23 protein-coding genes are annotated in these 25,667 nt (G+C 45.6%); 1 reads left to right on the top strand and 22 read right to left on the bottom strand.

Annotated elements, in window-relative coordinates; all coding sequences use genetic code 11:
- Positions 1 to 12: 12 nt before the first annotated feature.
- From DWX00_RS15125 to DWX00_RS15035, 17 genes are all read right to left on the bottom strand, one after another.
- Complete coding sequence (locus DWX00_RS15125) at positions 13 to 1,701, bottom strand: AAA family ATPase (RefSeq protein WP_118595649.1); 1,689 nt, start codon at positions 1,699 to 1,701, stop codon at positions 13 to 15.
- 113 nt (positions 1,702 to 1,814) lie between these two features.
- On the bottom strand, positions 1,815 to 2,354 hold the full coding sequence (locus tag DWX00_RS15120; RefSeq protein WP_227094162.1) for a kinase: 540 nt from the start codon (positions 2,352 to 2,354) through the stop codon (positions 1,815 to 1,817).
- A gap of 80 nt (positions 2,355 to 2,434) precedes the next feature.
- Positions 2,435 to 3,184, bottom strand: a complete 750-nt coding sequence (locus DWX00_RS15110) for a nucleoside phosphorylase (protein ID WP_118595647.1) — start codon at positions 3,182 to 3,184, stop codon at positions 2,435 to 2,437.
- 86 nt (positions 3,185 to 3,270) lie between these two features.
- Positions 3,271 to 3,762: a hypothetical protein gene (locus DWX00_RS15105; protein WP_330416979.1), complete on the bottom strand. Its 492-nt coding sequence runs from the start codon at positions 3,760 to 3,762 to the stop codon at positions 3,271 to 3,273.
- Complete coding sequence (locus tag DWX00_RS15100; RefSeq protein WP_118595646.1) at positions 3,731 to 4,213, bottom strand: prolyl-tRNA synthetase associated domain-containing protein; 483 nt, start codon at positions 4,211 to 4,213, stop codon at positions 3,731 to 3,733. Before DWX00_RS15100 ends, DWX00_RS15105 begins: the two co-directional genes overlap by 32 nt.
- 38 nt (positions 4,214 to 4,251) lie before the next feature.
- A complete protein-coding gene (locus DWX00_RS15095) occupies positions 4,252 to 5,838 on the bottom strand; it encodes an AAA family ATPase (RefSeq protein WP_055225808.1) in 1,587 nt (528 codons plus the stop codon).
- A gap of 463 nt (positions 5,839 to 6,301) precedes the next feature.
- Positions 6,302 to 6,991 (bottom strand): TMEM165/GDT1 family protein, encoded by a 690-nt coding sequence (locus DWX00_RS15090; protein WP_118595645.1) that lies wholly within the window; start codon positions 6,989 to 6,991, stop codon positions 6,302 to 6,304.
- A 12-nt stretch (positions 6,992 to 7,003) separates the two neighbouring features.
- Positions 7,004 to 8,005 carry a calcium/sodium antiporter gene (locus DWX00_RS15085; protein WP_118595644.1) on the bottom strand — a complete coding sequence of 334 codons (1,002 nt, stop codon included), beginning with the start codon at positions 8,003 to 8,005 and terminating at the stop codon, positions 7,004 to 7,006.
- Positions 8,006 to 8,465: 460 nt separating this feature from the next.
- Positions 8,466 to 10,430, bottom strand: coding sequence for an ABC-F family ATP-binding cassette domain-containing protein (locus tag DWX00_RS15080; protein ID WP_118595643.1), 1,965 nt, complete (start codon positions 10,428 to 10,430; stop codon positions 8,466 to 8,468).
- Between the two features lie 419 nt (positions 10,431 to 10,849).
- Positions 10,850 to 11,338, bottom strand: a complete 489-nt coding sequence (locus DWX00_RS15075; RefSeq protein ID WP_117510553.1) for a hypothetical protein — start codon at positions 11,336 to 11,338, stop codon at positions 10,850 to 10,852.
- A gap of 277 nt (positions 11,339 to 11,615) precedes the next feature.
- Positions 11,616 to 12,140 carry a GNAT family N-acetyltransferase gene (locus DWX00_RS15070; RefSeq protein ID WP_055225836.1) on the bottom strand — a complete coding sequence of 175 codons (525 nt, stop codon included), beginning with the start codon at positions 12,138 to 12,140 and terminating at the stop codon, positions 11,616 to 11,618.
- Between the two features lie 25 nt (positions 12,141 to 12,165).
- Entirely contained in the window at positions 12,166 to 12,606 is a 441-nt protein-coding gene (locus DWX00_RS15065) for a GNAT family N-acetyltransferase (protein ID WP_117510551.1), read from the bottom strand.
- A 27-nt stretch (positions 12,607 to 12,633) separates the two neighbouring features.
- A complete protein-coding gene (locus DWX00_RS15060) occupies positions 12,634 to 13,128 on the bottom strand; it encodes an AAA family ATPase (RefSeq protein ID WP_117510549.1) in 495 nt (164 codons plus the stop codon).
- Positions 13,125 to 13,685 carry a histidine phosphatase family protein gene (locus DWX00_RS15055; RefSeq protein ID WP_279220432.1) on the bottom strand — a complete coding sequence of 187 codons (561 nt, stop codon included), beginning with the start codon at positions 13,683 to 13,685 and terminating at the stop codon, positions 13,125 to 13,127. The genes DWX00_RS15060 and DWX00_RS15055 overlap by 4 nt, the downstream gene beginning before the upstream one ends.
- 348 nt (positions 13,686 to 14,033) lie before the next feature.
- On the bottom strand, positions 14,034 to 14,639 hold the full coding sequence (locus DWX00_RS15045) for a thymidine kinase (protein ID WP_117802704.1): 606 nt from the start codon (positions 14,637 to 14,639) through the stop codon (positions 14,034 to 14,036).
- 24 nt (positions 14,640 to 14,663) lie between these two features.
- A complete protein-coding gene (locus tag DWX00_RS15040; RefSeq protein WP_243001914.1) occupies positions 14,664 to 15,038 on the bottom strand; it encodes a GNAT family N-acetyltransferase in 375 nt (124 codons plus the stop codon).
- A 165-nt stretch (positions 15,039 to 15,203) separates the two neighbouring features.
- Entirely contained in the window at positions 15,204 to 16,154 is a 951-nt protein-coding gene (locus tag DWX00_RS15035; protein ID WP_117761367.1) for a 3'-5' exonuclease, read from the bottom strand.
- Positions 16,155 to 16,437: 283 nt separating this feature from the next.
- On the opposite strand from DWX00_RS15035, the gene DWX00_RS15030 reads away from it, so the two are divergent.
- Positions 16,438 to 18,495 carry an ATP-binding protein gene (locus tag DWX00_RS15030; protein WP_117802706.1) on the top strand — a complete coding sequence of 686 codons (2,058 nt, stop codon included), beginning with the start codon at positions 16,438 to 16,440 and terminating at the stop codon, positions 18,493 to 18,495.
- A gap of 211 nt (positions 18,496 to 18,706) precedes the next feature.
- Here DWX00_RS15030 and DWX00_RS15025 read toward each other — a convergent pair whose 3' ends face one another.
- From DWX00_RS15025 to DWX00_RS15005, 5 genes are all read right to left on the bottom strand, one after another.
- A complete protein-coding gene (locus DWX00_RS15025; protein WP_118595641.1) occupies positions 18,707 to 19,882 on the bottom strand; it encodes a glycoside hydrolase family 130 protein in 1,176 nt (391 codons plus the stop codon).
- Entirely contained in the window at positions 19,872 to 21,050 is a 1,179-nt protein-coding gene (locus DWX00_RS15020; RefSeq protein ID WP_055221154.1) for an AGE family epimerase/isomerase, read from the bottom strand. The genes DWX00_RS15025 and DWX00_RS15020 overlap by 11 nt, the downstream gene beginning before the upstream one ends.
- An 18-nt stretch (positions 21,051 to 21,068) precedes the next feature.
- Positions 21,069 to 22,091, bottom strand: coding sequence for a glycoside hydrolase family 130 protein (locus DWX00_RS15015; protein WP_117510535.1), 1,023 nt, complete (start codon positions 22,089 to 22,091; stop codon positions 21,069 to 21,071).
- Between the two features lie 305 nt (positions 22,092 to 22,396).
- On the bottom strand, positions 22,397 to 23,398 hold the full coding sequence (locus DWX00_RS15010) for a substrate-binding domain-containing protein (protein WP_055266843.1): 1,002 nt from the start codon (positions 23,396 to 23,398) through the stop codon (positions 22,397 to 22,399).
- Positions 23,399 to 23,410: 12 nt separating this feature from the next.
- A complete protein-coding gene (locus DWX00_RS15005; protein WP_117761369.1) occupies positions 23,411 to 25,600 on the bottom strand; it encodes an alpha-galactosidase in 2,190 nt (729 codons plus the stop codon).
- Positions 25,601 to 25,667: the final 67 nt, after the last annotated feature.

The raw sequence follows: 25,667 nt of genomic DNA, 5'->3' as shown, positions 1-25,667 counted from the left end.
TTTTCTCTCATTTCAATTTCCAATCAACACTTTCTTCCCCCGAAACGCAAGTCCATAATGCCTGATCTGCTCCTTTGCGATTCCTCTGGCAAGCAATTCTGTGTCATACTGTTTTTCCTGAATCTGACGAAGTGCATGCTCCACCGTCTCTTCCAGCGACTTTTCTTTTGATGTATTCTGAACCTTGAATTCCATCACGATCGCATCCAGGTTTTCTTTCAATGGCTCCATTACTACGTCATACCGTCCAAATCCACTTTCTCTGTTGGATGTGATTCTGTATTTTCCGGCCAGATCAACAATCAGCCCAAGGACAAATCCATGGTAAAATCTTTCTGGTTCGAGTTCCTCTGATGGTTTTCCGCCCGTGTCGAAACTGCTGAATGTCTGAAGTGCTACCTGATTCATAAACTGGTTCATATAATCCAGATCTCCGGCAAGCAGAGCATCTTTAAAATTGCCATATGCAGAATCTTCTTCTGTAAACCAGTCCTCTATCATTTGTTCAAACATCAGCATTGTCTCATGATTTGTCACTTTCAAATCATACTGGCGCTTTCCTGTTCGGTTATCCATTTCGTACCGATCCACTTTCAGATATCCGCTCGCAAGCATAAGACTCCAGATGGCTCCCCGCTTTCTGCCAAGCTGTTCAAAAATAACCTGCTCATCCAATTCTGTGCAGATCACTCTGCCGTTTAATAAATCTTCCATTTCCGTCTTGATCTTTGCAGGACTTCGACGGATCAGATTGGAGATCAGCATATTTCCGCTGGTGTCTGCCCAGTACGTTCCATATTCTCCCGTGTCCAGATATTTTGTAATGGACCACGGATTGTAAATATCCTTCCGTTTTCCAAAGGAAAATCCATCATACCAATAGCGGACGGTTCCTTTTTCATCGGACAGCCCATTTTCCTCCAGCGCATGAAAGACTTCTTCTTCTGTAAAGCCAAACGAGCCGCTGTACTTTTCCGATGTTGTTGTTACAACTTCAAGATTATTCAGATCGGAAAAGATAGATTCTTTACTGACTCTTGTTATTCCTGTCAGCAGTCCCCGTTCCATATAGGGATTCGTTTTGAATGTGGAATTGAACAGGCTTCTGATAAACGCAGTAAGATTCTCCCAATACCCATGAATATACGATTCCTGCAAAGGAGTATCATACTCATCCAGAAGAATAATCACCTTTTTTCCGTAATAGCGGCTCAGATAATCGGACAGATAATTGACAGCTACTGCTGCCGCATCATCCGACATATTTTCTTCAACGGAATCAAAATAGGCGCGGTCTTTTTCATTTAATACTTTGCTGGATTTGACAAATTCAAAAGTACTATATAATTTTACCAGCTTACGAATTACCGCTCTTCTTGCAGTCTCATATGTGGTTGCCTTGATATCTGCAAAGCTGAGGGAAATCACCGGATACGTTCCCTGCAGCTTACGAAATCTTTCCTCTTTCCAGATGACAAGGTCTTCAAAATATTTGCTGCATTCGGAATGATTTACGGAAAAGAAATATTCGACCATACTCATATTCAGGGTCTTGCCGAATCTTCTTGGGCGTGTGATCAGAGTAACACTGTCCTGATTGTCCCACCATTCCCTGATAAAATCCGTCTTATCGATATAAAAACAGTTATTCTTTCTGATGGATATAAAATCCTGATTTCCAATGGAAATTACTGATTTCATGGGTCTGCTCCTTCCTAAATCCTTTACCACCGACAGGCTTGCAAAAATTTATTTCTGTTTCTATTTTATCATATTTCTCTGGCAGAACAAAGATCATTCCCTGTCCGAAGCAATTATTTTCCATTGGATATTATGTTTTGACAGATGTCACGAACTATGCTTTCTCTGTCCTGATCCGCCGTTATTCTGGTTTCATGCAGAACGGATATATAATCTTTTTCGTTCCACCATCTCTGCATATCTTCTGCACTGAAATCATTGCAGTTCGGCTTTGTTTTGTGGCGCTTCACGGTCTCCTCGAAGGGGATGTCGAAGTAATATGCGTATATATTTTTTCCATATAAAGCTACTGCCAGCTCAAATAATGCACGATACCATTCCGCATTCAGTATTCCTTCCAGAATAACAATCTCGCTGTGTTTTCTTCCATATCGCAGAAGTTCTTCCAGAAGAGGCAGCGCCTTTGTATTTTCTCCGTCTTTGACTTTGAGCATATCTCTTCGGATAACATCCTGCGAGATCAGCATTGTATTATTTCCGAACACTTGCTGTAATTCCTTTGCAATAGTTGTTTTTCCACTGCCGGAATTTCCTCTTAAAATGATTAATTTATTCGTCCGTAAGCAATCGCCCATTGTCATTCCATTCTCCATACATAATTCCCGCTTTCGTATTATCTAAAAGTTTCTGCAAACGGCTCTGAAATATTTCTTTTTCCTCAAACATTATAATTTTATACACTTTTCGCTATCTGCAGCGCCAGAAACAGCTTGTCCAGATCGTGGTTAGCGGCAGATAATCCATCCGTTTCATAGTTTCCTTCGATCAGCACATCTCCCGCAATAAGAAAATCATACAGTTCAAATCCATAAAAATCACAGATCGCCTGAACGCCTGCGAGTTCCATTTCCACGGCAATGCATCCTTCTTCTTTTCTTTTTCTTACAAGATTTACCGTTTCCCGAAGCATACTGTCTGTCGTCCATACGCGCCCCTGAACGTATGGCAGTTTCCTTTCTTTGAAAAATTCCGCCAGTTTGTCCGTGTTTTTTATTTTTATGTAGTCCTGCGGTTCTGCAAAATAATAGGACAGTCCTTCTCCCCGGTATGCCTCCGTTGGGAGAATAAACTTTCCATCGGTTGCTTCTTTGTCCAGACTGCCGCACGAGCCAAACATGATAAAGACGGATGCTCCTGTTAAATGATTGACTTCGGCAATCGTTCCTGCTGCCAGAGCCGAACCAATTGGCGTCAGATAGAAGCCAATCGTTTCTCCCTCATATGGCAGAGTCCAAACCGGTATATTTCCATTGCATGCTCTTACTTCTGCAATCTGTCGGCATGGGAATTTTTCAAGCATGTATTCATATATTACTTTTGAAAAAATTACCATACATTTTTTTACCAGATGCTGCTTCTCCCCATAAAAATTCTCCAGCTTTACAATCGGCTCGCTGTTGATATCATAAGAATCAATAATCATTCTTTCTCCTCCATAAATTTTAATTGTCTTTATCAAAAAGTCCCATATCCGCCGCCCTTACTACGCAGATATGAGACTTCCGTTTTTTATTTTTGCATTGCCTCAATAACACATTCATGTTTCTTCGTTTTTTTATTATAATTGATACCGGCAAGCATTCGAACCACAGAATCTTTCAGGCCATCCATATCCATTTGAATATAAATTTTTAAGGCCTCATACGTTTCCGTCTGGTTCCAATAGGTTCCGAATCTGTGGCGCAGCATGGCTTCTACCACAGATTTCGGGCTATACATGGAATAAATTTCGTCTCCAGTCTGCCGATGCGCAATCAACTGATAACCATCGTACCACGTTTTTGCTTCTTCAAAACTCATCTCATATTTTTCACAGAGGGCAGATATCTCCTGCTCTGTGAAGCCAAAATATTCCGCCAGATCACCGGGATCTGTCATGGAATACTCGGTAAATATATTTAGTGCAGAATGAGAACCATTTTTGTTTGTGAACTTTTCTTTTTTCAGACTTTTTAGCAATACCTTTCGATTATATACATGCGTATTCCACAGTATTTCCATGCTTCTGAATTATTTTCATTAAATCATCAGCCTGCATCCAAACGGTTGCTGTATTATCATTTGGATGAACACCAATTTTATTTCCGACAAATTCCACGTCCATGAAGACTTGAACTCTGTGTTCGGCATCGTTTAGAATACCAAGCGGCGTAACGGCACCGGGTATCAGTTTCATAATATCAAATAATTCCTCCGCAGATGCAAAAGAAAGTGCACGCAGACCACGTTGCCTGCGAAACGCTTTCAAATCTACTCGCTTGTTCCCTTTCATCGTTATCAAATAATAATTACGTTTTTTATCGTCGCGAACAAATAAATTTTTAGCGCCCCACTCTGGATATGGCAAATCAACAGCATCTGCTTCTTCCATATTGAAAACTGCCTTATGTTCCGTAATTTCATACGCTATATTTTGCCTTTTTAAATAATGATATATCTCTATCTTATCCATACTCTTTTATCTCTGTAAACTGAAATTGAAATATGCCCTTATTTTTCATACTTTTCAATCCGGCATTCATGTTCTTTTGTTTTTTCATTGTAGTTAATTCCCACCAGCAAAAGCTCCCCTGCATAGCATGCAACAGACTCCGGATATTTTCTGTCTCTGATCTGATCCAATGCTGCTCTGACGCTTTTGTCCCATTTCAGTTCCACAACAAGCGCCGGGTAATAATTCTGAAACTCCGGCTTTGGAATAAACACAAAGTCTGCAAATCCACGACCCGCGGGAAATTCGCGGATTGGTTTGAAATAGTATTGCATGGAACTCAAATAGGCAATGGACAGAACACTGCTGAGTGAGTTTTCATTGTTATACTGAATCACAGAAGTATATTCCCTGTGAATTTTTTCAATTTCTTTTGCTACTGCGTTTCCATTCATCTGAATTGTATCTTTCAGAAGCTGCTCTGATTCTTTTTGAAATACAATCAACTCATTCCATTTTTTCCTTTTCGTTGCCAGAATCAATTCCTGACGGATTTCCTCATTCGGAATAAAAGCAGTTCTAAATGTCCGGTCATAGGCCAGATATCCAAGGTGAATCAGATACGTCAGCACATCGTCTTTATTGGCGAAGCTAACGGTATCGTTCTGAAAAGAGGTAACATCAACCGGAACATGATCTCCTGAAAGCATTTCGATTACGGCACTTTTCAGGCCATCAAAATCCATATTGATCAGCGGAACAATCGCCTCATAGGATGCGGTTCCGGACCAGTAGCTCTGGAATTCGCCTTCGAGCATCAGGTTCACAACGGCATTTGGATTGTATACATGATATTTCCCAATCTGATAACCGTCGTACCATCGTTTGACTTCTTCAAACTTCTGACCATATACTTCACATAGTTTTTGAACTTCTGTTTCTGTAAAACCTACATATGGTGCAATCGGCCCGGCATACAGCATCGAATAATCTTTGAAATTGTTCAGCGCCGACTGTGTCTTTTCTTTTTTTACAGGCAAAATACCTGTCAGATATGCCAGTTGAATATATTTTGTCGGCTCCGTCCCTTTGAACATCGCCCGCAGAAAATTGATATATTCTTCCTGTGTTTTGAGATCCGCCGCCTCGTCACGAATCAGAACATCCCATTCGTCTATAATCACAATAAATTTTGTCCCGGATGCCGCGTTGATCCGCGACAGCGCCTCCGGCAGTGACCGGATTTCTTCTGGAAGGATATGGGGATAATATTCTTTTAACTCCGAAATCGTTTTTTCTGAGATATAAGAAACAATCCGCTCCGGTCCGCCTGCCGGTTCCATACACCATTGGATATCCCAGTGGAGCACATCATACTGATTCAGATGTTTTTCAAAATCCTTTGCCCTGCTGATTTCCAGCCCGGAAAACATTTCTTTCGAACTGCAGCCCTTGCTGTAATACGCGGTGAGCATGTTTGCCGTAATTGATTTTCCAAACCGCCGCGGGCGGCTGTTGCAGATATATCCCTGCAGAGTGTTCATGACTTTATTCGTATAAGTCAGCAGTCCTGTTTTATCAACATAAATCTCAGAATTTAATGCAACCGCAAATGCTTCATTTCCCGGATTCAGATAACTTCCCATGCAAATCCCTCCCGTCAACATTTTATATGACTCATTATACTTGATCCCTCTGACTATCACAAGGACAGGATTTTCCCACGCAGCTTCCGGTTTTTCACTTTCGTCCTCCTGTGAGAATCCCATACAATTCCGGTCTTCTGTTTTTCAGTCCGCATTTTTCCCGCTTTCTGCATTTCCTGCATTTCGTTGATACTAAAATCAGACATGTTATTATCCTTCATCCTCGTAAATAATGATTTGAAAATATTGTAACTATTCAGAGCCATGCGAAATGGAAGAAAAATCGCGAATCATGTTTACATGAATGAGCTATTTTTCTGGAATTTCATATGGCGAGATGGGACTCTGAATAGTTACAAAATATTATACCCTATAAATGCTTCAATGGTAAACTTTCATTTTGCCGCATAAAAAATACGCGCCGCATTTCTCATCCAAATCATGAGTATGCGGTGCGCAGTTTTTATTTTGCTTTTTTCTTCTCTCTTTTCACAAAAAGACAGACACATACAACAACAAAAACAGCCGTTGCTGCGATCAGTACCGGCCATACCGGCAGTGGACAGACGCTTGCGCTGATCAGTTTCAGTCCCTGGTAAAGTGTGTATACACCGAAAATTGAAAAGATGACAAACGCCAGTGTATTCAGCAGCCCATCCGGTGTCTTGCTCTTTAAGAGGTAGCCGACCAGCATTCCGAGAATATCCGCTGCGAACAGTCCGAGAGAACATCCGATCCATACAACGAATGCGGATCCCATACCTTCATTTGCACCAAAGGTGATTGCGGTAAGCTGTGTTTTGTCTCCGAGCTCTGCTACGAAGAACGTACAGAAAACGGCGAGCGGTGCGAACCGAATTTTGGATTTGCCGCCTTCTTCCTCTTCCTCGTCATCATCAGCGGAAATGGTGGATGCTGCGAAGTAAAGAAATGCGAGTGCTGCAATCGTCTTAATCAGCCAGTCCGGAATGAATTCGCTGACGAGGCCGCCTGCGAGAACCGCCATTCCATTCAGTACCAGAATCGCGGCTGCGGTTCCCAGGATAATGTCTTTCAGCTTGTACTTCGAAGTAAGCGCAATCAGCATGAGCTGCGTCTTATCGCCCATCTCTGCGATGAACTCGGTAAGAAACACCTTTAGAAATAACACCATTTTCCATTCCCCTTATCTTATAATGATATAAATGGCATATGCGGCATAAAATGCGACCATACAGAAACCTTCGACTCTTCCGATTTTCTTTTTGGTTCCTGCAAAAATCCATACACATACCGTGAATACGATCAATACACACAAATCAATTATATTTTCCGTAATGATGGCCATCGGGCTGATTGCGGATGCAATGCCAAGTACCATAAGAATGTTGAAGATATTAGAACCGATCGCGTTGCCAAGTGCCATATCAACTTCATTCTTTCTCGCAGCAACGATAGAAGTTACGAGTTCCGGAAGGGAAGTTCCGATGGAAACAATGGTCAGTCCGATCAGAGTCTGGCTCATTCCGAGATCGCCCGCGATTCTCGCTGCGGCATCTACGGTCACATCTCCGCCGACTGCAATGGCGACTGCTCCACCAACGATGAACACGATACTCTTCGGAACGGAAAGCAGCTTGATATCCTCATCGGAACCGCCTTCAATTTCGACTTTTTTTCCTTCCCTGTTTGCCTTTAACGCAATCCGAACCATGTAGACAATATAGCCTGCGAAAAAACCAATTAAGATCACACCGTCCAGGTGACCAAGCATCATCCCTGATTTGTCTCCAATTCCGATGATTCCCAAAAGCATCAGAAGTCCGGCGCAGATCAGGGACAGCGGGATGTCTCTTTTGATGGTTTCCTTTGCAACTTCTACGGTAGTCAGTACGGCACAGACACCGATGACAACCATCAGGTTAAAGATATTGGAACCGATGACATTGCTGACGGCAAGCTCGTTGTTGCCGGTAAGCGAAGCCGATACACTGACCGCGGTCTCCGGAAGTGATGTTCCCATGGCAACAATGGTCAGTCCGATGATGATCGACGGAACGTGCAGTCTCTTTGCTGCGCTTGAGCTTCCTTCTACGAAAAAGTCCGCACCTTTGATCAGCAGGACAAAACCGATGACGAGACAGACAAGCACAAGAGCAAACGGGGCGTTGTTGATGAAATTTTCCATGTTTTCCTCCTTTGTTTTCCAAGCATATATTCCAAAATAGTATCGTTAACAGAAGCAGGTTTTACTCATTATCCGCAAAAAAAGACTCATGTATATCAAGGAACATCCGATATGCGATACACCGGTGATTCATCGATATACATGAGTCTCATTATTTAAGATTTGCCAGATTATACTCTTTTCTTATAATCAGAATGTTGACAAATCACACATTCGTGCTAACTACTCCCTCATGGAATATTACATTACTTGATAAATACTATCAAATGTCTTCGGGGTTGTCAACAAAATTTGACTTTTTTATCCGAAAGATTTCAGCCCCGCTTACGAATGCATACCAGTCATGGGTGCAGAATACTTTACAAAATATAACAAACCGAATATCCTAAAACGAGAAAAACTTCATTTTCATGATAGTCCATTTTTAGACTGATCTATCTTTTCTATGGTACTCACCTCTCTATTCGTCCTGTGTTTCCATCTCTTCGAGTTCCAGTTCCGTTTCCATCATGCGTTCCAGCAGGGATTCCTGTGTCTGATTTTCTTCGTCTATTTTCGTCTGAAGCTCCATCAGCCGTTCGTAATTTGCGGAAAGTTCCGGGTCCATCATTTCCAGTTGAAGTTCTGACATTCTGCTCTCACTCTCCGCAAGCTGCTCCTCGTATTTTTCGAGTTGCCGTTTTAAGCGGGACAGAATTTTTCCCGGATTATAATATTTCTTTTTGTCAAACACATCATCCAGTGTCGGAACGTCGGCTGATTTCCGTACAATTCCTCCCGCATTTCCCGTTTCTCTGCCCGGTGTCTGCCGTTTGATTTCTTCGAGATACTGTGCATAATTCATTCCGTAAAATTGTACGTCGCTCTCGCCGAACTCCAGAATGCCGGTTGCCACCTGGTTGATGAAATAACGGTCGTGCGATACGAACAGAACGGTTCCCTCGTAGCTGGTCAGCATTTTTTCCAGCGCTTCTTTTCCCGCCAGATCCATGTGATTCGTCGGCTCGTCCAGGATCAGGAAATTCGGTTTCGTATAGAAAATCCGGCAGAGCTCCAGCCGCACTTTTTCACCGCCGGAGAGCTGCCCCATTTTCTTTTCGACATCCTCACCGGAAAACAGAAAGGCTCCCAGTGCGCTTCGGACATCGTTGCGAAGCAGGTTCGGATAAAGACTCCAGAAATAGTCGAGCACCGTCTGCTCCGGGTCGAATTTCTGGTTGACTGCTTGGTGCTGATCGAAGTAGGCAAAATCCACGCGGTTTCCAAACTGATAGCTTCCGCCTAATGCCTTGATTTCGCCCACAACGGTTTTCAGAAGCGTCGACTTTCCTTTTCCGTTTTCTCCGATGATCACAATCCGTTCTGCTTTTTTGATGACGGCCGAAACCTCGCTCAGGACGGTATCGTATCCGATTTTCAGTTTCTTCATCGTGAGCACATCCGTATAGCTTTCGCGTACCGGATGGAATAAGGCGTGGAATGTCCTCGTGTCAAACCGCCGCGGTTTCTCAATTTTTACCATGTGCTCGATCGCCATTCGTTTCGAACGGGTGGCCGCAACTTTTGTCGGTGTGTTTTTCCATTTTTCAATCCACGCCGTCAGACGCTCGATTTCCTTCTGCTGCGCTTCATAGTCTTTTTCCTGTTTGATCTGTGCTTCTTCTTTTTGTTTCACAAATGCCGAATAATTTCCCGGATACCGTTTGATGTCACCGTATTCGATTTCATACGTCACATCAATCACGCGGTCCAGAAACATGCGGTCATGTGATACAATGATAACGGCATTTTCGTAGCTTTTCAGATAATTTTCCAACCACTCCACTGCAGCGATGTCGAGGTGGTTGGTCGGCTCGTCCAGAAGCAGGATGTCCGGGCGCTGTAAGAGGAGCTGAATCAGGGCAATTTTTGTCTGCTGTCCGCCCGAAAATTCACCGATCGGTTTTTCCAGATCTTCGAGCGCAAAACCAAATTTCTGGAACATCGTTTCCATATCTTTTTTCCAGCTGTACCCGTGCAGACTCTCGATTCTCCGCTCCAGAAAATCGTACTCCGCCAGCAGCTTTTTGTGATCTTCCGTCTCGGCGAGCAGCTTTTCGATTTCCTTTTTTCGTGCCTCGCACGCAAAGACTTCTGAGAAAGCCTTCTCCAGCTCCTCTTTTACCGGCACATCTCCATCGGTAAAATTAATCTGGCGCAGAAAACCGATGTTCTGTTTTCCGCTCATTGTAATCCCGCAGGTCTCATCGCTGTCCAGATTACTCATCTCAATATCCCCGGCAATCAGCCGCAGCAGCGTCGTTTTTCCACAGCCGTTTCTACCGACAATTGCAATTTTTTCTGTATCGTGAATTTCGAAATTCACACTGTTTAAAATCGTATCCGCGCCAAACTGTACTTTTGCATTTCTGATCTGATATCTCATGTTTTATACCTTTTCTGTTGTGTGAACCTCACAGTCGGTATTTTCACGGAGTCTGACATGTCGAAAATAGTTCGACTGTGACTTACCTCATGTCAGTGGAGGATACCGATTTCTCTCCGCCCGCCACTGCTGTTATGTTTCTTTTAACAATTCATCCCACCGCTTTAGAAGCGGGGGACTTCTTGTCTACTGATGTTAAAATTCTGCTTCCATTATACCGTCTCCGCCCTTCGTTCTCAATGCCAAAAATTTTTCGAATCAAATTTGGCACGCCTGCGGCATAAAAATATCTCTGTTTTACTGATTTGCTCCAGTAAAACAGAGATATTTAACTTCCTATATATTCCGAAAGTCCCTTACGCAAAAATACTACTCATGAGTAGTATATAATATTCTTCTCTTTTTTTCAATGCTGTCTCTTAACAGATTTTCCCAACCAGCACTACAATCCCAGCTGTCACAAGTGCAATGATCAGATACAGAATCGTCGCCAGGCCTCGTTTTGTCAGCACGGTTTTCCATGGTTTTATGTACGGAATCCCTTCCATTCCTTTGATCTCCCATATTTTACTGTGTCCAACCCACACCCGGTCAAGCATAATTCCGTCGAACCAGTTCATCACCACAAGGAAGAGGTAGGATTGGAGATATGCCGTCTTGAAATCGGTGACTTTATTCCAGACAAAAATGATCGCGATCAGCACCACGAACAAAATGATGCAAAATGGAATCATAACCTGCTTTCCTTTTTTCATGACCGCATCTTTGTCGATCAGTCCACGTTTATCGGCTTCTTCTATATATTCCTTTGGGTAAAAATAAACACAGTTCATTCCATCATTTCTTACCAGACACTTTACCATCAGAATAAACAGAAGACAGTATAATATGTTTTGCAACAACAGCATCTCACATTCCTCCTCAGACTACCGTTTATGTTTCTTATAGCTTCATGTTAGTTCAGGCTAATCACATTGTCAAGAGGACTTGCTGTTTTTACATTAACACTGCCGCAATGGATAAATTATAATCGTTTATAAAGCAAAAAAAGAAACGAGCAAGTCCTGTCAGGCATAAACCTTACCCAGTGAAAACCCATTTCTTTTTTAGACAATGTCAAAGATACCATACTTCTTTCTCCCATCGAACTTTCTTTACACTCGTCCCTCATTTATTTTACAATTTCTATTTCAGATTGCAAAACTCATCCGCCGTCAGCTCATAGTCGACAGAAGATTCCATTTCCCCCAGCTGATTTTTCCAGGAATTGTAATGGACTGCGGTTTTGCGGAAGCCGAGTTTTTCGTAGACATGCTGTGCTCTTGTGTTTTTGAGGTTGGTATCAAGAAAAATAACGTTGGCTCCCATGCGGAACAATTCTTCTATGAGCATGCTCAGTACAACTCTTCCAATGCCTTTTTCCTGGTAATCGGATTCGCAGATTTTGATTCCGATTTCATATCGATGATTTTCGAATACATAGAAACTCATTTCGCCGATTCGCACATCGTTGTATTCTATGATGAGTCTTCGTCTTGTTTCATCGCTGTCGTCGGCAATCTGTTTTTCAATTTCCGCTGCGCTTGTCCCAAGCCCGTTTGGAAATCCGGCGTGGGCCATGACGGTTCCATCGTTCCACCAGACGGCTAATTGTTCACAATCTTTCTTTTCGGCATTTCTAATGCACAGCTGATTGTATTTTATGTTCATTTCTTCTCTCTTTCTCTGCAATCACTTACAGCTTAGACTCATACCATTCCTCCGCCGTTTTCTCAAATCCGACCGACTGGAACATGCGCTGGCTTTGTCCATTAAAAGAATAAATATTGGCTTTTACCCGCTCCATTCCCTTTTCTCTTGCAAGCTTCAGCATCTCCAGAACGCACCGTCTTCCAATATGCTGATTCTGGTATTCTTTACAGACAACGACAGCGATTTCACTATTCTCTCTCAGCGAAACATCTCCCACCAGCACGCCCTTATATTCTATATAATAGCAGTCACCGTGCGCGGTAAGATAATCATACATCCGATGCAACAGCTCCACATCATACGGCTTCTCCCGGTTGTCCACCTGCCTACACACGTCCAGATCCTGATACCACGGAAGAGAGGCCTCGTCATTCCTGTAATATGGGATCAGCCGGAGTTCATTGTCTATGATTCGTTCGGTCATTTTGGTTTGGCTCCTTGTTTTTTGATCTTAAAGTGCTGCAATTTCCTCTGTAATTTCACAGACACTCTTATTACTCGTATCAATTTTTACCGTATCAAGTACCTGATACATCTGAATTCGTGCAATGCTTTTGTCCATAATCTCTTCCGTACGAATCTTATTTGCGATGTCGGATAATAACCGCTTCCGCAAATTTGCTTCATCCACGATCAGCGAAATTTTAATCACTCTGCATTCTTCCGTGTCCAGCTTACTGACGATTTCATCAACAATACTCTGCTCATGCATCACCCAGCAGAAAATAACGTTTTCATAAGCGCTGCAATGCAGAAAGTTATTCAGCAGATAACAGATGTTGTCCATCACCATCTCTTTCGTCTCATCCGTCACCTGAAACGGATCGGCGTCCCAGCACCAGTCGCCGTCAAGAAAAACGCTGTTCGCCAGATCTTTTTTCAGCTGCTGACTTACCGTCGTCTTGCCAACGCCCATCGTTCCGCCGATCAAATATAATGTTTTCATTTTTCTCTCCCCATAACACGAATATCCGAAAAAATATCGTTTTCAAAAAGGATTTCAAATCCATCTGCCGGCTGAAATCTGCCATTCAGGATTTCTTTTCCATGGAAGGATATTTTTCTTGCTTTGTTCGCCGCATCTTTCACCTCGATCTCACAATACGAAAGCAAATATGCGCAGATTGCCGTTGCATGAGAAACCACGAGTGCTGTTTCTCCTTCTTTCATCTGTCCGACGATAGAATCGATCGCGGTTTTCATCCGCACCTTCACTTGATTTAACGATTCCCCGCCCGGATTGCGAAAATCGTGATCTTCATACTGTTTCAGCCAGAAATCCTCCCTGGCATCCCCGATCGTTCTTTCATGCAGCTCCTTCACAATGACCGGGTGATCTGCGATGAATTCAGCCGTTTCCATTGCTCTCCGATAAGGTGAAGAAAAGCATCTGTCCACATTTGAAAATATATTTCTTTTTGATACAGCAAGCGCTTTTCCCTCTTCCGATAGAGGAATCTGCTCATTCGGCATATCCCCTTTTTCCGGGATGGAATGCCTCATTAAAAATATTTTTTTCATTTCACTCTCCCCTGCTGTTATTCCTAAAGTTTTTTAATCAAAAACATCTCCATCGGCTTTTTTCCATATCCTTTTTCTGATGTTCCCCAGCGATAAAAAGCATGGTGCAAAACGGAGTATTATCCCAGAAAAGATTATATTGCAGCAATCAAATGTTTCCAGCGGACCTGCTCTTGTGGATATTCTTGATAAACTGATACGAATGGATGTTGTTGCAAAAGAAGCTCCTATTAACGATGAAAATGATGTGTCGCACGGACGGAAGCTTCCCACAGTTCCACCAGCGTTTCCATCCGCGGCATTCTCTCCTGTACTTCATATATTGTTATCTTACTCATCTTCCTTCCACAGCTTTCCTTCTTTATAATGTTTCCTGCAAAGCGCCACATAACTCTCGTTCGATCCAAGGAAAATCTGCGCGCCTTCCCGAACGATTTTTCCGTCTGCGTATCTCGTATTGCACTGCGCCCGTCTTCCGCACCAGCAGACCGTTGGGACTTCCTCGATGATGTCAGCGATTTCCATCAATCTTCTCGAACCCGGAAACAGATGTGTCTGGAAGTCCGCACGCAGACCGTAGCAGAGAACCGGAATCCCATAAAAATCCACGATGTCCGAAAGCGTATCAACTTCCTCCGGAGAAAGAAACTGCGCCTCGTCGATAAGAACCGCATCCACTTTCTTTCCGTGATACCGGTATTCCCCGCTGTCTGTACTCCAGGTCTCTGAAATTTCTTTTAAAAATTCATCCACATATTCCGCCGGTGCCTCCAGCCCGATGCGGGACTTGATTTCATGTTCTCCGTCGCGGTTGTCCGTCCGCGGCTTCAGCAGGACAGCATACTGTCCACGCTCCTCATAATTATAGCGAACCATCAAAATATTAGCAGATTTCGAACTGCCCATCGCGCCGTAGCGGAAATATAATTTTGCCATTGTTTTTCGTCCTTTTGTCTTTTCTTATTCTTTCAGTTCTTTCCGTAAAAACGGCTCCTCATCAAGCTCTGCGTTTTCAAAGCTGTGATAAAATTTATCTGCATTTGGATTTGTCGCCCGAATCAGATAATATTGGTTAATCCCATGTTTCCTGCAGTCTTTTTCCATCTCCTGAAACAGCCCCTGCACAACGCCTTTATGTCTGGCTTCCGGCAGCACATAAACCCAGTCCACATATGCCATCCGGTAACCGTCCTGCATACATCCGTAAAAATGATACTCAATTCGCCCAAGAACCTGATCATTCTCCATAGCAAGAATGGATGTTGTATTCTGATAGAAGGGATCTTTTACTCTTCTTCGCAGCCCTTCCCGATCCACCGCTTCCACATGCATCATCTCCGGCTCTGCCCCCATTTCTTTTCTATAACAGAAAACTACCGACAAACCTGCTTTTATCGATAGTTTCTTCAATTTTTATTATAACCGATCCCGCTCTGTTTTCCAATTAAAAAGGCAGAAGAAATGAAACCTTTTATCCCGTTTCCATTTCCTCTGCCTTTCTTACATTTCTTTCCTCTTCTGATTCCTCTTCTTCCGCAGGTTCTCTTTCTTCTGCCGGATTTCCCCCGCCTCCTGTTCGCTGCTGATTCGGATGGTTTTCACGACGAAGAGTTTTCCTTCATCCGAATGTTTCATGCGGGCTTTGCCTTTCAAATATCCGTGCTCCGGGCACCAGGCTACGCAGTAGTAGTTTTTCCCGCCGGCCGAAAACCAGCGTAAGCGTTTTCTTGCCGTTTTCCCGCAGATGCAGCAGTGCGTGCTGCAGACCTCGCGGTCGTGCATGGCTTCTTCTTTTGTGTCGAATTCGCGGGAGATGAATTTCGTGTAGCCATTATAGACGGCGTGGATCTCCTCTTTTTTCGATTTCGGGTTCTGATATACGTCGATCGAGTCGTACGCCAGCACAACATCCATATCGATGCGCGCAAAAATGTCGGCCGTATATTTTGCATCCGAAAGCGCCTGATGAAAATGCTCGTCCTTCGGGAGATGGAGGAAGTCGGCGGCGTACTCGAGCGCCCGGCGGCTCTTCATCGTTTCGTACTGGATCGCGAACAGTTTCTGTACATCGTAAAAATGAATCGGCCCGCGGATCAGCGACAGGAGGTTATAAAATTTCATGTTCCGCTGGAGCTCCGTCAGGTCTCCCGGTCCCCAGGTGCCGAACATGCACGCACCGCCGGAGAATGCAAAAAATTCCTGCACGGCCTGCGCAAATGGGATTCCGTTCTGCAGATCCTCTTCTGTCAGTCCGACGACCTCGCGCGTCCGGTGATGGAGATGCTGGTAGACCACCGGTTTTACAATCCGGTGAAACGTTCCCAGCACATTCCGCTCACCATCCATCTTCACCGCGCCGATCTCAATAATCTCAAATGGCAGCTTCGGGTTCTCTTTTCCTTTTCCATAGGGACACTGGTTCCATTCCAGGTCAAAAATCACATAGTCCATTGTATTGTCAATCCTTCATTCTGTGTCGTCTGTCCCTATTATAAATGATTTTGATATAATGAGCAACTATCTGGCAATTCCATTCTCCGCCCATTCTGGCAATTTTCTTCTTATGCATTACATTTCCCATTCATTTCATCCCGTTCTCTTTCAAACTTAACGCTTCTTTTATTGAAATCCCAGGGTAAATCCGATATAATATTTTTAACTCCGGCCTTCGTTTTTACTCAAAAAAATCACCTGAAAAAGCCGGAAATATTACGAATTTAGATGAGCATCCGATATGAAAACAAAATTAACGCAAAAACAGATTCGATTTCAGGCGCTTCTGCTGTTTTTTATTACATTTTTTCTTGTCGAGCTCTGCGCCGTTTTTCTGTATCAGAATCAGTTAAAGGAAGCAAAGCTGAAAGCTGACTATACCGCACAGACGACCATCGGCCGCGTGAAATCGCAGTTAAACCATTATCTTGCCGAATCCAATCTGATGAAACACATGATTGAAGCCGGTTATACCGTCAATGACGAAGAGTTTTCCGTCCTCTCCTCGCTGATGCAGGACGACCAGAATGTCATCAAAGCACATGAGCTTGCAAAGGACGGCATTGTCACACTGATTTATCCGATGAGCGGAAACGAAGCCGCACTCGGACTTAACATGCTCGAGCATCCTGCCCGGAAACAGGAGGCACGCCTTGCCAAAGAGAGCGGCGAATACACGATTGCAGGACCGTTTGAGCTGCAGCAGGGCGACATCGGAGCACTGCTCTTTGACCCGATTTATACCACCGATGCCAACGGTGACCAGACCTTCTGGGGCTTTTCGATTCTCGTTCTCGACTGGGAATCGTTTCTGAACGAAATTGAACTGGATACACTGGAAGAAGCCGGCTACACCTACGAACTCTGGAAAATTTCTCCGGCCACCGGCGAACACGTTTCCATCGCACACTCCGGCAATTCCCGGCGTTCCGATGCCATCGAAGTTCTCTGCACCGTGCCGAACGACACCTGGCATTTTGAAATTGTACCGAAAAACGGCTGGCTCAGTCCGCTGCAGGTTTTTGTTTCCTTTGCACTCGGACTCATCCTTTCCCTGCTTGCCTCTATTGGTTTTCTGCAGTTCCAGATGCGCCGCTATAAAGACGAGATTCACGCAGCAGAACTGGAAAAAGCCGTACAGGAAGCGCAGTCTGCCAACGAAGCAAAAACACGTTTTCTGTTCAACATGAGCCACGACATCCGAACTCCGATGAATGCCATCATCGGTTTCTCGGATCTGCTGGAAAAGCACATCGACGAGAAGGACCGCGCGGTCGACTACATTGCAAAAATCAAGTCCTCCAGCAGTTTTCTGCTCTCCCTGATCAACTACGTGCTTGAGATGGCGCGCATTGAGAGCGGTAAGGCCTCGCTGAAAATCGAGCTCGGCAGCTACAGCGAGCTGATCAATTCCCTGAATGCAGTGTTTGAGCCTTCGTTAAAAAGCAAAAAGCTTTCCTATCTCTGTTACAACACGGTGGAACACGATGCCATCCTCTGCGACCGGACAAAAATACGGGAGATTCTGCTGAATATCATCAGCAACTCCATCAAGTATACGCCGGAGGGCGGAAAAATTTCCGTAAAAATCGAAGAGACACCGGCACCAAGGAAGGGCTTTGCCTCCTACCGCATCACCGTGAAGGACAACGGTATCGGCATGAGCAAAGAGTATCTGCCGCATATTTTTGAAGAATTTACAAGAGAACATTCCTCCACCGAAAGCCACATCACCGGAACCGGCCTCGGCCTTCCGATCGTAAAATCCCTCGTGAATCTGATGGGCGGAACGATCGATGTGGAAAGCGAACTCGGTGCCGGAACAATAACTACGATCTGCCTCACGTTTGAACTTCCGACCGAAGAACAGCTTGCGGCTCACCAGCATAAAGACGAGATTCTCGAGCAGTCCCTGCAGACGCTTTCCGAAAAACGCGTGCTGCTTGCCGAGGATAATGACCTGAATGCAGAAATTGTACTCACCGTTCTGGAAGAAAACGGCATTCACGCCGAGCACGTAAAAGACGGCGCCCTCTGCTTAAAAGCAGTCCAGAACGCACCAGAAGATTATTACAATGTTATTCTGATGGATATTCAGATGCCGAACATGAACGGCTATCAGGCCGCAGAAGCGATCCGTGCACTCCCGGGAAAACGCGGGGAAATCCCGATTGTCGCCATGACGGCAAACGCGTTTGAAGAGGACCGCCGAAAAGCACTGGAATCCGGCATGAACGCCCATATCGCGAAACCCGTTGACGTTTCGGTTCTTCTCGAAACACTTTCCAGGTTTTCATAACCTTTACAGATCTGGAGTGCATATGAATACAGATAAAATGATGAAAGTAGCGGAGCATTCTTCCGCAGAAAAAACAAACTTCTGGCGCAGGATCTCCCGGACTTGTTAAATTCTGATCGCGCGGTATACCAAAAACAAATAATATACATGAAAAAAGGAGCGTTCCCGTAAAGAGAACAGCTCCTTTTTTCATGCGCCGCAGCGGACGCTTTTATTTCTCGTTTTTCAGCAGCTCCAGGTTTTTGGAGATCAGCTCGCATCTCTGTTTTACGCAGTCCGGGGATCTGTGCGGATCCTGCGGTGTGTTGAACAGATAGTCCTCGAGTTTGTCGATTGTGGTGGTTGCTACATGCATTCTTGTATCGCAGGATGCATAGTAGATGTAAACCTCTCCGTTCTCACGCGCAATCGCGCCGTTTGTAAATACAACGTTGGAAACGTCTCCGACTCTCTCTTTTCCAAGCGGAACCAGGAATACACCGGACGGCTCTGCAATGACTTTGGACGGATCGTTCAGATCGGTACCGAAGACATACAGAACGTAGCGAAGGCCTGCTGCTGTATTTCTTACACCGTGTGCAATGTTGATCCAGCATTTCTTACCTCGGATCGGCACTGCTCCAGCACCGTTTTTGGACTCGGTCAGGGTATGATAAATACGTTTGCTGATGATCTTCTCCTCGTCGATGACAGCGTGTGTGATATCATCGCAGAGTCCGAAGCCGATTCCTCCGCCGCTTCCGGTCTCAATGAAACCATCCATCGGACGGGTGTAGAAGGCATATTTTCCGTCTACGAACTCCGGATGCAGAACAACGTTTCTCTGCTGCGGAGAACGTAAGGTTTTCAGGTTGTCCAGACGCTTCCAGGTCTTCAGGTCTTTCGTTCTTACGATACCAGCCTCAGCAACAGCCGCGGACAGATCCGGATCGTTTTTGTCCTTGCTCTCAGAGCAGAACACTCCGTAAATCCAGCCGTCCTCGTGCTGGGTCAGACGCATGTCATAAACGTTGGTTTCCTCTGCGCAGGTATCCGGCAGCACAACCGGGTAATCCCAGAAATGGAATCCGTCGATACCAGTATCACTCTCTGCAACAGCAAAGAAAGATTTTCTGTCATTGCCCTCCACGCGGACAACGAGATAATACTTTCCATTCAGATAAATCGCGCCGGAGTTCATCACAGCGTTGATGCCGAGACGCTCCATAAAGTACGGATTCGTCTCCTCATCCAGATCATATCTCCAGTGAACCGGAGCGAACTCTCTTGTCAGCACCGGATACTCATAGCGGTCATAAATACCGTTGTAAAAATCTGCTTTTGTGTTCTTTCTTGCCACAAGGCGGTCTACCTTGGCTTTTTCCACATAATACTGTTTATTCAGCATCTTTTAACCTCCCAATTACTTCCATACACATACGTCCATTGTGATACGGGCATTTCCACGGTTCTACAATCGGCTCATGAATCGGGCTTCCGTCTGCATTCACGCACCAGAACCACTCAGACCCCTCTCGTTTGTCGATCACATATTCCTTGATGTAGCCCCAGATGTCTTTTGCCGCATCGAGATACTTTGTTTCCTCCGGTTTTTTCTGCCATGCATTTAAAAATCCAACGACTGCTTCTGCCTGTACCCACCAGACTCTTGTGGTATCATCCACACCGCGCTCGCACTCATTCATCAGCGAATGATTTTTGTATGCCGTGTTGTAGATATTTTCCGCAATCTCTCCGGTGATCGGCAGCAGTTTTTCCCGGTAAGCCGGATCGCCGAGCACTTCTGTACCCCGGTCGATCAGCCAGGAAGTCTCGATATCATGGCCATAAGAATACAGATCAATCAGCGTATTCCATGTCCGGTCGAAGAATACTTCCTGACGGCCTTTTTCTTTGTTATATACTTTATCCGCGAAGAGATCCATCATAAAGCGGAGACGGTCACCGGTAAACGGATCCTTTGTCACGCGGTACAGCTCGGTATATGCTTCGAAAACATGCAGCAGCGTATTCATGGTCTTCTCTGCCATGACGCCGTTCTCCGAGAGCTTTTCATTGCTCTCCGGCTTGAAATCGCGGGTAAATGCCTCGAGATAACCGTACTCGTCGGTGCAGTGTGTCTCGATGATCTGCTGCAGCGATTTTGCCAGCTCCAGCGCCTCGGTGTCGCCCGTCGCATCAAAATACGTAGACAGCGCATAAATTGCAAATGCCTGATTGTACGTATGCTTTGTCGTATCGAGCGGTTTTCCGTCGTAGGTGACAGACCAGAACACGCCACCGTACTCGCGGTCCACACACGCCTGTTTCATAAAGCGGTACGCATGCTCCGCATCGGCGCGCAGCTTCTCGTCCTTTAAGGTCAGGTACGCATTCGAGAAAAACCAGAGAATTCTGCTGTTTAAGATGCAGCCCTTCTCATACGTTTTCTGCACGTTCAGATCAAAGTCCTGATAGCCGTAAAATCCGCCGTATTCCTCATCTCTTAAGCCCTCCCAGAACGGAACGATCCGTCCAGTAAGCTCCTGCTTTACTTCCTTTGCCAAAGACTGCATCTTTTCTTTCCTTCTTTCTTATCTTCTTCCAATTTCGGTGTCAGACTCGCGTACGACACTGTTTTTCTTGATATAATCTACAATCAGATCTACGGTTGTGAATGCCAGTCCTACATACGTATCGGCTGCGCCGTAGTAGATCGCGATCTTTCCGGTCTCTGCATCGTGAATGGTTGCGCACGGGAAGGTTACGTTCGGAACGAAGCCTCTCTCCTCATACCACTCTTCCGGTGTCAGAAGGAAGTTCTGGCAGCGGTATTTTACGATGGACGGATTCTCTTTGTCGAGGATTGCGCCGCCGATGCTGTATACATAGCCATTGCAGGTGCCGCTTACACCGTGGTAGAACAGCAGCCATCCTTCGTTGGTCTCAATCGGAGCTGCGCCGCCGCCGATCTTTAAGGACTCCCACCACTCCGGGCTCTTGCTCATGACGTGGCGGTGTTTGCCCCAGTACAGCATATCCGGGCTCTCGGACAGGAAGATGTCACCGAACGGTGTGTGGCCGCTGTCGCTTGGACGGGACAGCATCACGAAGTTGCCGTTGATTTTTCTCGGGAAGAGAACGGCATTTCTGTTGAATGGAAGGAATGGATTCTCCACACGTACGAAGGTTTCAAAATCTTTTGTTTTTGCCATTCCGATGGCTGCACCGTAGAAGTCCTGGCACCAGATGATGTAGTAGGTATCTTCTACTTTTACAAGACGCGGGTCATATGCGTAAACCGGCATGAACGGTTTGCCTTCTTCGTCAACGAACTGGATTTTGTTCTCATCGAAATTCCAGTGGATCGCATCTTTGCTTCTTCCAAGGTAGATGTACGGGATTCCGTTTGTCTGCTCACCACGGAATACTCCGATGAACTCGTCGCCGTACGGCATAACGGCGCTGTTGAAGATTCTTGCTACTTCCTTCACCGGATTTCTTCCGATGATCGGATTCTCGCTGTATCTCCATACCGGTGCACCGGAAAACTCAGCCGGGCCTTCCTGCCATGGCATATTTTTGACAGCATCTCCAATAATTTTAACTTCGCTCATTTTTTGAAACCTCCATGAAAAATATTGTTTGTTTATGAGTTGTACTTTGTTTTTTTAAGTTTCTGTTAGTGGACAGAATCTTGTTTTTTCATTCTTTTTTCTCCGAACCGCCGTGTTTTATCACCCTCACGCCCAGTCCTTTAGCTTAATTTTAACATAGATGATTAATTTTTCAACTGGAAATTACTTAAAAAATAAGTTCCGTTAGATACTGTCAATTTTTAAGTGACTTTGTTGTGTAATATGTACAAAAACGGGGCATTTCAAAATGCCCCGTTTCTTAATTTATAATTCAGTTATAAAAATCAAAGCTTTACGCTCTCTTTCGGCACCAGCTGTCCGGAGACAATTTCCATATTTTTGCCGGATGCCGCGCCGCGGATCTGCTTCAGCGCTTTTTCGAGCGCTACTTTTACCATCGCCTTCGTATTGATCTCATACGAAGTGATCTTGAGATCCGGGAAACCCGGATACAGGTAATTATCGAAGCCGACAACGGAAACGTCCTCCGGCACGGAGATGCCGCGTTTTTCCAGCTCGAGCATCAGAAGGCCGGCGGTCAGGTCGCAGTTGCAGACGAACGCTTCCGGCATCTGTTCCGGGAGATGAATTTCGATCTGGCCCCGCTCATCACGGTCCTCCAGAATCCATTCCGCCGGTGTCACATCGCGGTGTTCCAGAACAGCCTTAGAAAAACCGCAGTACCGATCCATGATACTGCTGGAAAAATGAATCGAACCGACAAAAGCCAGCTTGGTAAGGCCATGCTCATACAGGTATTCCGTCATCAGATACATTCCGTGAAAGTTATCTGCGATCACGGCATCTTTTGCCAGCTCATTGTCGTAGAAATCCAGAAATACGATCGGAAGATCCACGTTTTTCTTCAGATAGTGGATGTAATCGCGGCTCGTGTCTCCCATAAGGATCAGTGCATCGACGGTCTGCTCCTTGGCGATGCACGGCACGATCATCTCATCTTCCATCTCCTGTTTCAGGATCTCCACGGTCACCATACAGCTCTTTTCCGTCGCCGCCAGTGCCATCTCCTGATACATTTTCCAGTAAAATGTCGTATACTCTGCCAGATACCGTTCCGGAATCACCACTCCGATGCAGCGCAGGCTTTTTCCCTGTGTATTTCTCGCTCCGCTTCCCGGCTGGCGGTACCCCATTTCCTTTGCAATTTCCAGAATCCGGGCGCGCATCTCATCGCTGACCCCTTTCTGTCCTGTAATCGCGTTATGCACGGTGACGGCGCTGACGCCCGCCACCTTTGCAATATCTGCCAATCTTACTTTTGCCATATCCGTTGCTCCTTAGTCTACTGCAACAAAGTGATACAGTCTGCTGACGAAATCACCCCAGAAATCTTTCATCCGGAAACCGGCATTCATCAGCATCTCGCCGCTGTAAACCTCATCGGTTCCCTCCAGACGATATTTTTTCGCCGGATCAAAGCCGCGCAGGCGAACCTTGCGGGACGGCATATTTGCCTGTGCCAGCACCTGTACGTAGGTCACAAGCACTTCGCTTTTATCCTCCGATGCTACTGCCCAGCAGTCGGATCTGTGGTTTTCACGGCTGGAAAGAATACGGTAATACTCTCCCTCGCGGATCAGTTCATGATATTTGTGATACATTGCGGTCTGCTCCGGAATCAGCTTTCTCTCTTCTTCCGGCAGTTTTGTGATATCAAGCTCATAGCCGAACGTTCCGGCCAGTGCCACATGGCCTCTCGTTGTAAACGGAGTTACACGGCCAACCGTGTGGTTCGGGCATACGCTGACGTGTGCACCCATTGAGCAGAGCGGGTAAATGAGGGCTGTTCCCTCCTGGATTTCCAGACGCTCAATCGCATCGGTGTCGTCGGAGCACCAGATCTGCGGACTGTAGTAAAGCATTCCAGGATCGAAACGTGCACCGCCGCCGGAGCAGTTCTCCAGAAGCAGATCCGGGAACTCCTGTATCAGACGCTCCTGCATCGCATACATACCGAGCACGTAGCGGTGGAACAGCTCCTGCTGGGAATCTTTGTCCAGGTAGGTGCTTCCCAGGTCGCTTAACTGACGGTTCATATCCCATTTCACGTATTTGATGTTTGCACTGCGCAGGATTTTTGCCACACATTCATACGCATAATCCTGCACTTCCGGGCGGGAGAGATCCAGCACGTACTGGCAGCGGATCTCAGTCGCTTCTCTTCCCGGAATCTGAATCGCCCATTCCGGGTGCTCTCTGTAGAGATCAGAGTCCGGGGAGATCATCTCCGGCTCGAACCAGATACCGAATTCAAGACCGATTTCATTCACTTTGTCAACCAGATTTTTCAGGCCGCCTTTGATCTTCTCTTCGTTGACAACCCAGTCACCGAGGGAAGAATCGTCTTTATTTCGTTTTCCGAACCAGCCGTCATCCATAACAAGCATCTCGATGCCGTCTTTTTTTGCCTCTCTTGCGATATCGAGGAGTTTATCGGTATCAAAATCAAAGTAAGTTGCTTCCCAGTTGTTAATCAGAATCGGGCGTTTTTTGTGGTTGTACGGGCTGCGGATCATATGTCTGCGATAAAATGCATGGTAGGAACGCGTCATTTTGCCAAGTCCCTCGGCAGAGTAGACCATAACAACCTCCGGCGCCTGGAATTCATCGCCGGCTTTTAAATTCCAGCAGAACTCCTCCTGGTTGATACCCATGACCATACGAACGGTATCAAACTGGCATCTTTCCACCTGTCCGATAAAGTTGCCGGAATATACGAAGTGCATTGCGTAAACCTCGCCGCGCTCCTGATCCGTTCCCGGTGTCACCAGGGCCACAAACGGGTGCTCCTGATGGCTGGACTCTCCTTTTCCGGAGGAAACGAGCTGTTTTCCGTAACGGAGCGCACCCTGCTGGATGTGGCGTTCTCTTCCCCAGGATCCATGAAGAGAAAGCATCTCAAAGTCTTCGTTGTCCATATCGAGGCAGGCACTGTAGATTTTCTCTACCTTCAGCGCTTCACTGCCTTCATTTTTCACGCGGACACTTCGGGTGATAACGTTTTCTTTTGTAAAAACAGAGTAGGAAAGGACAACAACAAGATCAAGAACAGGATCTTTGCAGGTGATTTCCAGAGTTTCTACTTCGTCCTCGGTTCCAAAAGAAGCTGGAAGACCGGTCAGCGGGCGTTTTCCTTTGAAAATTTCATAGGAATCAAAGAAAATCTCACATCCCATACGGCCCTGTGCATTTCTTATATTCAGACAGCTCTCACGGTAATCGCCGACTCCTCCGGTCGGGTATTCCATTGGAAAACGGTCGAGGAACGAAGATTTCTCTCTCTTATTGACGGACGGGGTGAACGGCGGCTCATCCATGCGGAGCGGATACAGATCCGGCTCTCCGTGCAGAAGGGGTCCATAGTAAACATGTCCGACGTAGCCTTCCGGGCTCAGGCCGATCACATACGTCGTATTCTCTGTATTTAACTGAAAAAGCTTTTTCTCATCATAATATAAAATCGCCATTTTCTTCTCCTTATTTCAGGTAAGCTTGATCCGCCGGGCCGATTTTTGTACAAAAAGACCTCACCCG

The sequence above is a fragment of the Blautia sp. AF17-9LB genome (genome assembly GCF_003479185.1).
Lineage (GTDB): Bacteria > Bacillota > Clostridia > Lachnospirales > Lachnospiraceae > Fusicatenibacter > Fusicatenibacter saccharivorans.
This window is presented reverse-complemented; position numbering and strand designations above follow the sequence as displayed.

Excerpts from the sequence above, each read along its gene's own strand:
- DWX00_RS15120 (WP_227094162.1), bottom strand. The coding sequence starts at position 2,354 with ATGGAGAATGGAATGACAATGGGCGATTGCTTACGGACGAATAAATTA.
- DWX00_RS15020 (WP_055221154.1), bottom strand. The coding sequence starts at position 21,050 with ATGCAGTCTTTGGCAAAGGAAGTAAAGCAGGAGCTTACTGGACGGATC.
- DWX00_RS15095 (WP_055225808.1), bottom strand. The coding sequence starts at position 5,838 with ATGGGAAGTTATCTGAATCCGGGAAATGAAGCATTTGCGGTTGCATTA.
- DWX00_RS15035 (WP_117761367.1), bottom strand. The coding sequence starts at position 16,154 with ATGGACTATGTGATTTTTGACCTGGAATGGAACCAGTGTCCCTATGGA.
- DWX00_RS15070 (WP_055225836.1), bottom strand. The coding sequence starts at position 12,140 with ATGAACATAAAATACAATCAGCTGTGCATTAGAAATGCCGAAAAGAAA.
- DWX00_RS15065 (WP_117510551.1), bottom strand. The coding sequence starts at position 12,606 with ATGACCGAACGAATCATAGACAATGAACTCCGGCTGATCCCATATTAC.
- DWX00_RS15010 (WP_055266843.1), bottom strand. The coding sequence starts at position 23,398 with ATGGCAAAAGTAAGATTGGCAGATATTGCAAAGGTGGCGGGCGTCAGC.
- DWX00_RS15060 (WP_117510549.1), bottom strand. The coding sequence starts at position 13,128 with ATGAAAACATTATATTTGATCGGCGGAACGATGGGCGTTGGCAAGACG.
- DWX00_RS15025 (WP_118595641.1), bottom strand. The coding sequence starts at position 19,882 with ATGCTGAATAAACAGTATTATGTGGAAAAAGCCAAGGTAGACCGCCTT.
- DWX00_RS15040 (WP_243001914.1), bottom strand. The coding sequence starts at position 15,038 with ATGATGCATGTGGAAGCGGTGGATCGGGAAGGGCTGCGAAGAAGAGTA.
- DWX00_RS15080 (WP_118595643.1), bottom strand. The coding sequence starts at position 10,430 with ATGAGATATCAGATCAGAAATGCAAAAGTACAGTTTGGCGCGGATACG.
- DWX00_RS15100 (WP_118595646.1), bottom strand. The coding sequence starts at position 4,213 with ATGGATAAGATAGAGATATATCATTATTTAAAAAGGCAAAATATAGCG.
- DWX00_RS15085 (WP_118595644.1), bottom strand. The coding sequence starts at position 8,005 with ATGGAAAATTTCATCAACAACGCCCCGTTTGCTCTTGTGCTTGTCTGT.
- DWX00_RS15015 (WP_117510535.1), bottom strand. The coding sequence starts at position 22,091 with ATGAGCGAAGTTAAAATTATTGGAGATGCTGTCAAAAATATGCCATGG.
- DWX00_RS15105 (WP_330416979.1), bottom strand. The coding sequence starts at position 3,762 with ATGGAAATACTGTGGAATACGCATGTATATAATCGAAAGGTATTGCTA.
- DWX00_RS15090 (WP_118595645.1), bottom strand. The coding sequence starts at position 6,991 with ATGGTGTTATTTCTAAAGGTGTTTCTTACCGAGTTCATCGCAGAGATG.
- DWX00_RS15005 (WP_117761369.1), bottom strand. The coding sequence starts at position 25,600 with ATGGCGATTTTATATTATGATGAGAAAAAGCTTTTTCAGTTAAATACA.
- DWX00_RS15030 (WP_117802706.1), top strand. The coding sequence starts at position 16,438 with ATGAAAACAAAATTAACGCAAAAACAGATTCGATTTCAGGCGCTTCTG.
- DWX00_RS15055 (WP_279220432.1), bottom strand. The coding sequence starts at position 13,685 with ATGAGGCATTCCATCCCGGAAAAAGGGGATATGCCGAATGAGCAGATT.
- DWX00_RS15110 (WP_118595647.1), bottom strand. The coding sequence starts at position 3,184 with ATGATTATTGATTCTTATGATATCAACAGCGAGCCGATTGTAAAGCTG.
- DWX00_RS15125 (WP_118595649.1), bottom strand. The coding sequence starts at position 1,701 with ATGAAATCAGTAATTTCCATTGGAAATCAGGATTTTATATCCATCAGA.
- DWX00_RS15045 (WP_117802704.1), bottom strand. The coding sequence starts at position 14,639 with ATGGCAAAATTATATTTCCGCTACGGCGCGATGGGCAGTTCGAAATCT.
- DWX00_RS15075 (WP_117510553.1), bottom strand. The coding sequence starts at position 11,338 with ATGCTGTTGTTGCAAAACATATTATACTGTCTTCTGTTTATTCTGATG.